13 protein-coding genes and 1 pseudogene are annotated in these 11019 nt (G+C 67.1%); 6 read left to right on the top strand and 8 right to left on the bottom strand.

Annotated features, from left to right (window positions below):
- Nucleotides 1–32: 32 nt before the first annotated feature.
- Both ACH34W_RS18490 and ACH34W_RS18495 read right to left on the bottom strand, forming a co-directional pair.
- Nucleotides 33–617 carry a hypothetical protein gene (locus ACH34W_RS18490; RefSeq protein WP_395962140.1) on the bottom strand — a complete coding sequence of 195 codons (585 nt, stop codon included), beginning with the start codon at nt 615–617 and terminating at the stop codon, nt 33–35.
- Nucleotides 617–838, bottom strand: a complete 222-nt coding sequence (locus ACH34W_RS18495; protein WP_395962141.1) for a hypothetical protein — start codon at nt 836–838, stop codon at nt 617–619. The genes ACH34W_RS18490 and ACH34W_RS18495 overlap by 1 nt, the downstream gene beginning before the upstream one ends.
- Before the next feature lie 154 nt (nt 839–992).
- Here ACH34W_RS18495 and ACH34W_RS18500 point away from each other — a divergent pair.
- The 4 genes and pseudogenes from ACH34W_RS18500 to ACH34W_RS18515 all read left to right on the top strand — a co-directional run.
- A pseudogene (locus ACH34W_RS18500) lies at nt 993–1199 on the top strand (helix-turn-helix domain-containing protein); the annotation flags it as partial.
- Nucleotides 1200–1244: 45 nt separating this feature from the next.
- Nucleotides 1245–1817, top strand: coding sequence for a DUF5753 domain-containing protein (locus ACH34W_RS18505; protein WP_395962239.1), 573 nt, complete (start codon nt 1245–1247; stop codon nt 1815–1817).
- Nucleotides 1814–2023: a DUF397 domain-containing protein gene (locus ACH34W_RS18510; RefSeq protein WP_395962142.1), complete on the top strand. Its 210-nt coding sequence runs from the start codon at nt 1814–1816 to the stop codon at nt 2021–2023. Before ACH34W_RS18505 ends, ACH34W_RS18510 begins: the two co-directional genes overlap by 4 nt.
- Before the next feature lie 612 nt (nt 2024–2635).
- A complete protein-coding gene (locus tag ACH34W_RS18515; protein WP_395962143.1) occupies nt 2636–3571 on the top strand; it encodes a BTAD domain-containing putative transcriptional regulator in 936 nt (311 codons plus the stop codon).
- Here the strand turns inward: ACH34W_RS18515 and ACH34W_RS18520 are convergent.
- From ACH34W_RS18520 to ACH34W_RS18535, 4 genes are all read right to left on the bottom strand, one after another.
- A complete protein-coding gene (locus tag ACH34W_RS18520) occupies nt 3562–4524 on the bottom strand; it encodes a hypothetical protein (protein ID WP_395962144.1) in 963 nt (320 codons plus the stop codon). The two genes, ACH34W_RS18515 and ACH34W_RS18520, sit on opposite strands and share 10 nt — an antisense overlap.
- Nucleotides 4525–4547: 23 nt before the next feature.
- Nucleotides 4548–4904, bottom strand: coding sequence for a hypothetical protein (locus ACH34W_RS18525; protein ID WP_395962145.1), 357 nt, complete (start codon nt 4902–4904; stop codon nt 4548–4550).
- A 257-nt stretch (nt 4905–5161) separates the two neighbouring features.
- Nucleotides 5162–6187: a CU044_5270 family protein gene (locus ACH34W_RS18530; protein WP_395962146.1), complete on the bottom strand. Its 1026-nt coding sequence runs from the start codon at nt 6185–6187 to the stop codon at nt 5162–5164.
- Nucleotides 6184–6738: an RNA polymerase sigma factor gene (locus tag ACH34W_RS18535; protein ID WP_395962147.1), complete on the bottom strand. Its 555-nt coding sequence runs from the start codon at nt 6736–6738 to the stop codon at nt 6184–6186. The genes ACH34W_RS18530 and ACH34W_RS18535 overlap by 4 nt, the downstream gene beginning before the upstream one ends.
- 204 nt (nt 6739–6942) lie before the next feature.
- Here ACH34W_RS18535 and ACH34W_RS18540 point away from each other — a divergent pair, with 204 nt between their 5' ends.
- On the top strand, nt 6943–8571 hold the full coding sequence (locus ACH34W_RS18540) for a hypothetical protein (RefSeq protein WP_395962148.1): 1629 nt from the start codon (nt 6943–6945) through the stop codon (nt 8569–8571).
- 28 nt (nt 8572–8599) lie between these two features.
- On the opposite strand, the gene ACH34W_RS18545 is transcribed toward ACH34W_RS18540, so the two are convergent.
- Nucleotides 8600–9811, bottom strand: a complete 1212-nt coding sequence (locus tag ACH34W_RS18545) for a DUF6745 domain-containing protein (protein ID WP_395962149.1) — start codon at nt 9809–9811, stop codon at nt 8600–8602.
- A gap of 2 nt (nt 9812–9813) precedes the next feature.
- A complete protein-coding gene (locus ACH34W_RS18550; protein ID WP_395962150.1) occupies nt 9814–10350 on the bottom strand; it encodes a hypothetical protein in 537 nt (178 codons plus the stop codon).
- A gap of 246 nt (nt 10351–10596) precedes the next feature.
- Between ACH34W_RS18550 and ACH34W_RS18555 the strand changes: the two genes are divergently transcribed.
- Nucleotides 10597–10998, top strand: a complete 402-nt coding sequence (locus tag ACH34W_RS18555) for a hypothetical protein (protein ID WP_395962151.1) — start codon at nt 10597–10599, stop codon at nt 10996–10998.
- Nucleotides 10999–11019: the final 21 nt, after the last annotated feature.

The following is an 11019-nucleotide window of genomic DNA, read 5'->3' on the forward strand; positions in this document are numbered from 1 at the left end:
CGGGGACATCCCGGCCGCGCGCAGAGCGAATCTCAATGGCGTGGGCGGGCCCTGGAGATGGCACGCGCGAGGGCGTCCAGGGTGATCGCGCTGACCAGACGCGAGGAGGCCCCGCGCGGAATGAGGGCCCACCACTGCTGCGAATAGATGCCCCACCAGCAGGAGACACCTGGGAAGCGCCGCCGTACCTCCGACACCGTCATCGCTTGGTCCGGGGCGATGCCCCACGCGGCTGGCAACCACGGTCCGAGGAGGAGCGCGATCGTCTCTGCTGCGGCAGCCAGGTCACTATGAGGTCCGATCAGGATGCCGGTGCTCGTTCGGTACCACCACTCGTCCGGGCTAGGGCCGGGATCGACGGCGATCGTCTCGCCGATGTGCGTGGCGGAGGGGATGTAGACGCGCAACCTCTGGGGGTCGTCTTCGTAGCGGGGGAGTGTCGGTAGACCCTTGCGGGCGAGCGCGTCGGCGAGGCGGTCCAGGTGAACGGTCGGGGAAGAGGCCGCGCGAACGGTGTGCTCGGGGGGACTCTCACCGGCCGCGCGGCCCTTCCTCCCCCAGCGGAGCCGCGCACTCCAGCGGCGCGGCTCCTTCCGGTGGCGTCGCAGGAGCGTCATCACCGGGTCCTCCGTCCGCGTTCGGCGTCGAGCGCCTGCCGCAGGTCGGCGGCGCTGTCGCGGATCACGGTCGGGTCGATGCCTGCCGAGTCGTCGTGGAGGGTCCCGATCCAGTCGCCCGGGAGGCCGTCGTACCGGGTCGCTCGCCAGATGCGATGACCGGGGAAGTCGGTGCGAAGCCTGGTGAGTGCCTGGTCATCAGGGTTTGTGTGGGTGTCCATCGCGTGGCGAGCCTCATGGGGTCGGAAACTCTCGGTTACGAGCCACAAGCTTGCTGTGATCGCCGTACGCTCGGAAAGAGCAAGAAGCCCACCGTCAGAAAGCCCACGTCGGTCGTTAGAAACTGCCCCCGGTTTCGAATCAGCGGAGTGTCCGATGCCCCGTCGCCCCCGTGACCCTGGTGTCCCACAATCGCCAACCGAATACTTCGGGACTGAGCTGCGCGCTTGTCGCGAGGCGGCTGGGCTGACTAGGCCGAAGCTCGCTGAACAGCTGGGTTATACGCCCCAGTGGATCGGCCAGATCGAAGCGGGCAAGAGTGAGTCGTCGGAGGATTTTGCCAAGGACTGCGACACGTTCTTTAGGACGAATGGGACTTTTCTCCGATTGTGGGGATGGATCCAGGATGTGGATCGGCTCCAGGTCCTGCCGCCAGGGTTTCGTCCGTTCGTCAAGGCTGAACGGAAGGCGACGTACATCAAGATCTACGGGCCGTTGTTGATCCCTGGGCTGGTTCAGACGGGGGATTACGCCACAAGAGTGCTGACGGAGGGCCGTCGCCCCGACAAGTTCGAAGAGCTCTTCGCAGCGAGGATGGCGCGGCAGGAAGTACTTGCGCAGGAAGAGCCGCCATGGCTGCTCATCGTCATCAGCGAGGTTGTGATACGCAGCATCGCTGCGGGAAGAGAGGTTATGCGGGGTCAGCTGCAGCGACTTCTTGATCTTGCCATGCAGCCTCACGTGACGTTGCAGGTCATCCCGGCCGAGGCGCCCGTGTTCCACGCGGGCGATATCGTCCTGTTGAGCTTTGAGGATGAGCCGGACATGGGATTCGTCGATGCGGCGGGGGGCCACGGGCGGCTTCTCGACGACCGTCACGATGTGGACGAACTTGCCGTAATCTTCGATCAGGCGCGGTCGGCTGCCCTCTCGGCAGAAGATTCGGTGCGCTTCGTCAGAAATGTCATGGAGGAGATGTGACGGGACAAATTCACCCTCCCATCCGCTGGCGCAAGAGCAGTCGCAGTGACTCATCGGGCGGCGCGTGCGTGGAGTTGGCCGATCTTGGTGGCGGGGTCGCGGTGCGGGATTCGAGGGATCCTGAGGGGCCTCGGCTGGTGTTCGGGGCTGCCGACTGGGAGGCGTTCGCTCGGCGGATCAAGGACGGCGGGCTCGACCTGGTCTGAGGCGGGCGATCATCCCGGGTAGAGGTCGAGTCAAGCGCGAGTCGGACCGCCCCGAGGACCCCCTGGCCGGCGACTTCGAGATCGAGCTGTCGAGCGGGTTCGGCGAGGCCGAGCAGCGGATCGACGAGTACGTCGTCTACGGCCAGCTCAGCATCATCGACCGGCGTGTCACCTGACTTGGCGAACACATGTGGTCAGCACGCTTGCTGTCCATGCCATGCATAGCGATCGATCGCAGAATTCAGCCGGATGTGTCGGTGGGGCGCGGTCGTGGACGATCAGGCCGAGTACAGGATCGATAAACCTTTGGGTGACATACCTTGCACCGTGACGACAGTATCGATCGGTCGCCGGGGTGAGGTTTCGTGTGTCGGATCTGGCGGGCCGACGGGGCGTCCCACCTGATGCGGCGGAGTTCCCCGCGCTCCGATCCGTCATGCCGCGGTCCGCGACGAACGACACATCGGGGATGTGGCACTGGCACGGCTTTGGCTGATGCCATGACGGGGAGGACAGTTGTCAGGCAGCGGTACGGAAATTCGGATTCTGGGGCCGATCGAGCTGTCGGCGGGAGGCAGAGAACTGCGGCTGAGGGGGAGGCTCCAACGTGCGTTGCTCGCGATGCTCGCGCTGCATTCGAACAGGATGGTGCAGCGTTCCCTTCTGATCGACGCCCTGTGGGAGGACCCGCCCGCGACGGCGGAGGCGCAGGTGCGACGGCAGGTGTCATGGCTGCGCCGGGCCCTGGATGACGAGTCGGGGATCGTCACCGACCCGGGCGGCTATCGGCTCCGCATCGATCCGGAGCGTGTGGACGCGCAGATCTTCAGGCGATTGGTCGCCGATGCCCGGCGCGCGACCGAGGCCGGGGATCTGGACAAAGCCGGTCGTGAACTGGCCAACGCTCTGGAGCTGTGGCACGGCCCCGCCCTCGCTGACGTACGCGGACCGTACTTCGAGGCGGAGGCGGCCCGGCTGGAGGAGTTCCGTCTCGTCGCTCAGCAGGAGTACGCGGCAACCCGCCTGGCCGCGGGGGAGGACCGGGATCTCATCGGAGAGCTGACCGCTCAGGTCTCCAGATATCCGCTGCGTGAAGGACCACGAGCCCAGCTCATGCTGGCTCTGCACCGGGCGGGACGGCAGGCCGAAGCGCTGGAGACCTACCGGCGGGGGCGCGACACGCTCGTGGCCGAGCTCGGCTTGGAGCCGTCGCAGGAGCTCACCCGCCTGCATCAGGCGATCCTGGCGTCCGACCCCGGTCTCCGCCTCGGACTCAGCTCCCGAGTCGGTGCCGACCACATCGGCCTTCGCCGCGCTCGTCGGCAGCGACCGGCCGGGGAGTCCCCCGATGGCCACGTCCCCGATCCCCGCGATGCCCTGATCACCCGGCTCAAGAACGAGAACAGCACGCTGAAGCGCCAGGTCCTCGCGCAAGGCGCCACGATCGGGAAGCTGATCTCCCGCAACGACCTTGTCGGACTGCTGGTACGCGGGACATCGATCAAGGGCTGGCCGGACGCCCTCCGAACGAAAGAGGCTCAGGGCTGATCGCTGGCCTTGGCCGCATTCCTGATTCGCGTATCGAGAACCTTCCGTACGGAGGTGAGCACGGGCTTGTTCTGAGCGATCGCGATCTTTTGATAGGCAGTTTCGACGCCGGCCCAGACATTGATGAGATTCGTTTCCTTCTTACACCTCACATCGGCGAGCGCCGTAGCGGTCTCACGTTTCGTGACGTCGTGCGTCCTGCTGTCGATGAACGCCCGGTCGCTGTTCGCGTCCACCGGCGTGGAGTAGTTGAAACCGGATCTCTTCATGCATGCGCTCCACTTGGCGAACACCGCTCGCACCCGGCTGTCCCGGGCGGACCGTTCGAGCGTCGCGACCCCCAGCCTCCCGACCGCCGTTAGATCTGGTTTCGGGTCCGGGATTCCCGCGCCGAGCATCTGATCGGCCTTGCCCTCACAACCGCCGTCCGGGATCTTCTTCCCCCGGACCGTCGGTGATCCCTTTCCGAAGACGGCCCGCTCGACTTCCGGAGAGAGGCCGGGCTGGCGAGGCCGCTTGCTTATTTCCGGAGCGCTGTAGCCGAATGTCCCGGCTCGTGCCTCTTCGGCGATGCCATAGCGGCGCGTGTTCGGCTGAAATGGAGTGTTCCGGGGATTGGGCAGATCGGCCTTGAGTCCCAAGCCTTCCAGGCAGCGTGTCATGAGAGCCTTCTTGGCCACCTGAATGGACCGCCGTTGCGCTCGAGTTGGTGAATACGCATCCAACGGCAGTGTGAGGGCGTTGATGTCACGGATGTTCAGGACATGGGCGGGAGGCTCCTTCCCGCCGTCGGTCGGAGATCCCGTGCATCCGGCTAGAGCCAGGCAGAGGCTGAGCACGGCCCCACTCTGCACGGGCGGTTTCCTTCGCATCACCCACTCCTTCGTCGAGTCATCGTCCGAATGCCGGGTCCGGGCGTCCGTTGTCACCAGATGCCCGGACCCGGCGTTCACGCGATCACCTTGCAATGAGCGCGTCAGTTGGCGTCGAAGGAGCCGAGGGTGTTGTTGATCCCCTTGTCGAGGTTGCCCGAAGTCTCGTCTTCGAGTTCCTGCTCTTGCCCGCCGTAGTTCGGGTCGCTGTAGGCGTACTCGTTCAACACCGTGTTCTTGTTCTGCCAGGAGGAGGCCGAGCTCATGGGCTTGCCGTTAGGGAACGTCATGCCCCGGAAGTCCTGGACATTATCCCGGAAGCACTTGCTTGAACCCTTCTGGCCTGCCTTTTCCCAGAAACAGCTCTCCGCCTGAGCGGGCGTAGTGGAAGCCAGGGCCGCCACGCCGATTCCGCCGGTCAGGGCCAGTGTGCCGATCAGGCGCTTGGCGCCTTTTCTCATGGGGCTTTCATCCCTTCGCTACGATCCCGTCTCCGATATGCGGGATCACTTGTAGCAAGTAAAGCGACCCGCCCTGCGGGTCGCGTATCACCGACGTATCATGCACGTGTCGCGAACTGGCGATGAACAGTGTGGAAGAACACGTGACTTATGGTCGGGGCGCCATTTTGATTTGCGCGGCCTGCTCGCGCAGATGGTCGAGCATCAGCACCGGCGGGCCGCCGAAGGGGCGCTTCGGCGGCCACATGGTGTGCCGGTCAGGAGCGCTGGCCGGGCTCGTCGACGATCGCGGCGGCGAGACGGACACTGAGGCCCTGCAAGGTCCCCTTCCTCACCAGGCCCGGCCCCGACCTGTGGTCCTTGATCGCGATGCCGCGCGCCCCGAGGTAGGTGTAGGTCTTGGGGTCGAGCAGGATCTCCTCGTGCGCCCAGTCCTCGGTCCATCCAAGGGCGATCGCCGGTCGGCCGGCCGCGTCGACCCGTCCCTTGACCAGGGTCACGCCGCGGATCCGCTTCATGGCCTGGAAGATCGCTGCCTCGGTCTTGGGAGGATGGACGTTCTCACTCAGGATGGTGACCAACGTCTCGAACACCAATCCGTCGCCGCCCCCCGGCTCCGCCTTGCGGAGCTTCCGCAACAGCGCGTCGGGATCGGTGGGAAGGGGGTTGAATCTGACCCATCGAGGATGGTTCCCCACCTGCTCGCGGTCGATCACGAGCTTGCCGTTCCGGTAAGAGGCCCACTGCTTGCCGTCAGCCCGCCGCCAGCTCTCCCAGTCGTCGGTCCTGTACGGGCCGCCGAACGCTATTCCGCCCGGCTCGACCGGCGTCGTGTGGCGGAGCTTGATGTAGATCCACTGCTGGGGCTTGGGCGCGGCGAATGGCCGGGTCTTGGCGGCCGCGGCGGCCCGGTCCAGTACCTCCGACGCCTCGGCGACCGACCCCAACTGGATGTCCGGCAGTACCGAGGGAGACCGCCCGTCATCGCCAGGCCCGCCAGAGGTCTGCACGAGGGTCGTCCCGATCGCCATGACCGCGGCGAGCGCGCCGACGGCGATGAGCCGTACGCCCGTCCGGGACGGCCGGAACCGGCGCTGTGACACGGTGCGGTCCGCGGCCCGGGCCGACGGTGCGGTCCCCTGGTGGAGATCGTCGGGTGGCGCGATGGCCGTGACCTCGTCCAGCAGATTCCGCGCGGCCGGCCGGTCGGCGTACCCGCGCAGGGACTCGTCGCGAACGCGGGACATCGTACGCACCAGGTCGTCGGTGGGATGAGACTTCATGTCAGAGACCTTCGCTCGCTGATGGATCGGTTCGTGACCGCAGGCTTCACGTCGTTCTCCGCTGAGCGCAGCGCACGGGCCAGGCGCTTGCGCGCCCGATGCAGCCGGACACGCGCGGCGCCTGGCGAGCAGCCGAGGACGGCGGCGATGGCGGAGTGGTCCAGCCCCTCCCAGGCGACGAGACCGAGCAACTCGCGGTCGTCGTCGGACAGTTCCCGGAACGCCTGGCCGAGGGCCGAGGTGTCGACGGGATCCGCACCGACCGCGGCGATCTCGTCCCGCAGGTCGTGGCGCAGGCTCGTGGTCCGCCGTCGCCGCTGCGTCTCGGCCCGCCAGTGGTTGGCCAGCACCCGCCGCGCGGTGCCGTACAGCCACAGCCGCGCCCTGTCACCGGCCGGAATCTCCTCCAACCGCCTCCAAGCGATGGTGAAGGTCTCCGCGACGACATCGGCCGCGTCCTCCGGCGAGGAGCAGCGCCGCAACACGTATCCCAGGATCGGCTCGTACGTCGCGGCGTACATCGCCTCGAACCTGGCCTTGCGATCATCCATCGAAGATCCAACGGCCAGACTTCCCATGTCGCACGTGACTCTCCTTCAGTGAGGGGACACCCCCTACGTGTCGAAAGCCGCGCCGGCGTTACCGACAGATTCGGGCCGCAGCCGGATCCCAACCGGTTCCCAACCGCCTTCGAGGAATCTCGAATCAGGTCGAGCAGTTCCCGACATTCATCACCCCGTTCGAGGAGACCCCCTGTGCCCGGATCCTTGTCGCGCCGCAGCCTGTTGAAGATCGGCGGGGGTGCCGTGGTCGCGGGCATGACCGCGTCCCTGGCCCAAGACACCTTCGCACCGTCCCCCGTTCATGCCGACTCCTGGAGCTCCAAGCTCGTCTACCCCGGCACCGATGGACGGCTCGTTTACGCGGCGGATTCCCGCGGCAAGAAGATTCCGGACTTCAGCTGGGCCGGCTACCGCAACGGCGAGGAGCCGCTCCCCCACGTCCCCGTCGTCAAGGAGATCAGCCCACTCAGCGACGGCCGTGACAACACGGCGCACATCCAGGCAGCGCTCGACGAGGTCGGCGCGATGAAGATCGGCGCCAACGGTTTCCGGGGGGCGCTGCTCCTCAAGGCCGGGCACTACCCGGTGTCCGGCGTCATCAAGATGAAGCGCGACGGGGTCGTGCTGCGGGGTGTGGGCAGGTGGTCCGACCCGGCGTCCAACACGGTCATCACCGGTACCGCCGCGGCCGGGACCACTGTCTTGTGGGTCGGCGGTACGAGCGGCGGCTGGGAGGAGCCGGCATCGAAGGTGGCCGGCACCGAGACCGCTGTCACCTCCAGCCTGGTCAAGGCGGGGGAGCGGAAGCTCACGCTGGCGTCGACGACCAACCTGAAGGTCGGCGACAACATCATCATTGAACACCCGCACACGCAGGAGTGGACCGACGCGATCGGCGGTGGGGGCATGGTGAAGGGGGACCCCTGGGCCCCCGGCTCGCTGCCCATCCGGTACAACCGGTACATCAAGGAGAAGGTCGGCAACGACATCATCATCTGCGCCCCCGTCTTCAACGATCTGCGCCGGTCCCTGTCCCAGTGCTCCGTCTACGTCTGGAACCAGGACGGGCTCGTCCGCAACGTCGGCGTGGAGAACCTCCGCATCGACATGGGCGATCCGACGCCGGACGACAACGAGAACCACCCGGAGAGCTGCATCTTCATCAGCCGGGCCGAGGACGCGTGGGTCAAGGACGCCAGGCTGCTGCACTTCTCGGTCTCCGGCGTCTGGGTGCAGCGCAGCACGCGGGTCACCGTTCAGCAGGTCGAGGCCCTCCAGCCCCGCTCGAGGATCGAAGGCAGGAAGCGGTACAACTTCTGCGCCGCCGGCATGGCCCAGCAGGTCCTCTTCCGCGACCTGGAGGCCGTCAACGCCCGGCACGCCTTCATCGCCACAGGGCAGAGCACCTGCTCGGGCAACGTGTGGCTGAACGGGATCAGCAAGAACGGGCTCAACGAGTCCGGGGGCCACCAGAAGTGGAGTCAGGGGCTCCTGTACGACAACATCCAGGAACTGTCGAATCAAAGCGACAACCCGTGGGTCCTGGCCCTGCACAATCGCGGGGACAAGGGCGAAGAGCATCAGCACGGCTGGTCCTCGGTGAACAGCGTGACGTGGAACTGCACGGTCGACAACAACAAGCAACTGTGCGTGCAGACCCCGCCGACCGCCCAGAACTTCGCGATCGGCACCACCGGCGTCGTCACCGGGAAGAACTGGTACACCGACCGGATCGGCCATGTGGAGGGGACCACCGGGGCGGGGCTGGATCCCGCCTCCCTCTACCTGGCTCAGCTCAAAGATCGCCTTCGCGGCGCGTGACGTCAGGGAACTGATTCTCTGAGGTGGCTCAGGTCCGCCGGACGGTCTGGCGGTACTGCCTGGGGGTGAGACCGATCTGCCAGGCGGCGGCCTGCACCGGGTCCCGGATCCAGCCGGGTACCAGCTCACCGAACTCCCGGCGGGTGCCGTCACGTTCCACCGTCCCGTTGGTCATCAGCAGCAGGTGCAGGTGGTCGTCGTACACCTCCTCGACACACCAGAGACTGAGGACCTGTCCGGGGTTGCCCGGGTCGGGTGCCTCCTGACCGACCTGTGGCCATCCTGCCTGGCCGGCCACCTGACGCCAGCCGGCCCGCCCGGCCAGCATCTCCACGGCGCAGCGCCGCTGCTCTGAGTTGCGCAGCGACACCGCGCGGGCGATCGGGACGTCGTCTTCGACGATCTCGCGCGGCATGGTGACGCCGTGCCACGCCCACAGGCACCAGCCGTCGGGGTACCGCACCGCCGGTCCGCTTGGATGATGGAGCCGGCCTTGGGCGTCCTGGTGCAGTTCGGTGGGGCGTTCGGTGAGGATCACGCTGTTGCGCATCGGCCACCACTCCCCGGACGACCGTCCCACCTGGAGCAGACCACGGCTGTGGCGGTCTGGTTCCCAGACACCGCACCGTTGGAGGAAGGCGAGCCGGGCGAGCTGCCGCAGCATCCGCGGGCGGAAGGCGCCCAGCCGGGGCAGCGCCGTCACTTCGGGAAGCTGCTGCGCGTCCTGCCAGGTCGCAGCCACCTGGTCGACGGCCGCGCCGACAGACTTGCCCAGCCCTGTCTCGACCGCAGCGGTCACCTCACGGCCGAGCTGGCCCAGCAATCCACCCCATCGCGGGTCCCGTTCCAGGTCGTCGAGGTCAGACGGCAGCGGGTCCAGCATGATCAGGTCGGTTTCCGGAGGGTCCTGCGGCACCCGTTCGACGATGGCCTCGGCGGTCGGTTCCGGCAGCGTCCGCCACGCCCGCCTGGTGACCAGCGAAAGCCGGCCCGCGCGGATGTCGGCACCGATGCTGCCCGCCATCGGCGAGCCCAGCCAGATCACGTGCTCCGGTGGCTGCCGGCCGGCGCCGAGGTAGACGTCCTGGACGCCCGCCTCGGCCGCTGCCCGGTCCGCCGGACCCACGGTCAGCCCGTGCCCCACCCACTCCTCACGCACGGACGGCAGCAGTGCCTGTTGCTCCGCGGTCGGCGCCGGTAGCGGCCGACCGTGGCTGTGTGCAGGCCGCAGGTCCGCCATCGTCAGTCCGCAACGACGCGGACGGTCGCGTTCCATGCTTGCTCACGTGCCGCCTGGTCACGGGCTGCCTGCGCCCGGGCCTCCTGCTTGCGTGCCTGCTTGCGGGCCTGATCGCGCTTGCGGCGAGCCCCGGGGTCGAGGACGCGCGGCGCCAGTTCGCGCTTGCGGCGCAGTACGTACCGCCCGGGGGCGATTCCGGTGTTGCCGTGCTCGGGGTGGTCAAGCCACGCGGTCGCGCCCTCGCCGACCTCCAGCGACCCCAGGATGATGTCGTTCGCCGCGCCGTCGCGAGCGTCGTACCGGACGTCACCGGAGGCGAGCAGGAGGTGCGTGTGGCCGCCCGCCTCCCCGCGGACCACGGCGACGCCGGCGGTCGGGACCCGGGTGGTCGGATGCCGGTGGTCTTCCGACGCCATCGCGGCGGGGATCACGGAAACATCGCCCTGGTGCTGCAATCCGGCGATCGTCGGGATGTCGAGTTCGGCGGCCAGGTGAGCCAGGTCGGCGCCATCCGACCGCACGCTGCTGAGGAGTTTCATTACAGCCTCCTGCGAATCGTCTTCCCATGGAATTTAGCGGCGTCCGCCCCCAGGGGAAACCGAATTTCCGTACCGCAGCACCCGCCCCTCCGGCCACGCCGAGACTCCGGGAACGTCGCGAGGAATGCTCGCCTTGACTTGATTCTCAAAAGATCCTTGTCGACTCAATCGGGTTATGACGAATTTATGATGAGCCTATGACGGTCGTCGGTAAACTTCCCAGACAAAGTTCTAGAGGAGTGTGAAATGGTGACCAAGCTTAATGCGGTCCGTCCGGGTCGCATTTCCAGAATTTCCCTGACCGCCGGAATAGCCGCTGCGTTCTGCGGGCTGTTCGGGATGTCGCAGAACGCAGCGTTTGCTGCGGCGGGGCCGGCGAAGGTGGGGCGGCTCGTGCTGTTCCAGAACCCCAACTGGACGGGGTCGGTCAACGTGATCACTGTCCAGACCTGCAACCAGGTCAGGCGCGTCGCGGGCATGGTGGGCTCGTTCGACAACGCGCCTCCAGCGGGCTGCAGGGTGTGGCTGGAGACGGCGACGGGCCTGCGCTTCGCCCTGTGCACCGGCCGCGGTGTCGTTCCCGCGCAGTTCCGACAGTCCCCGTCCGTGGTCTTCAGAGCCGGCGTCTCGGTCCCCTGCGCGCTGTAGGCGGGTCTTGCTGTCCTGTGG

This window comes from Actinomadura sp. 6N118, from assembly GCF_044326415.1.
Taxonomy (GTDB): Bacteria; Actinomycetota; Actinomycetes; order Streptosporangiales; family Streptosporangiaceae; genus Spirillospora.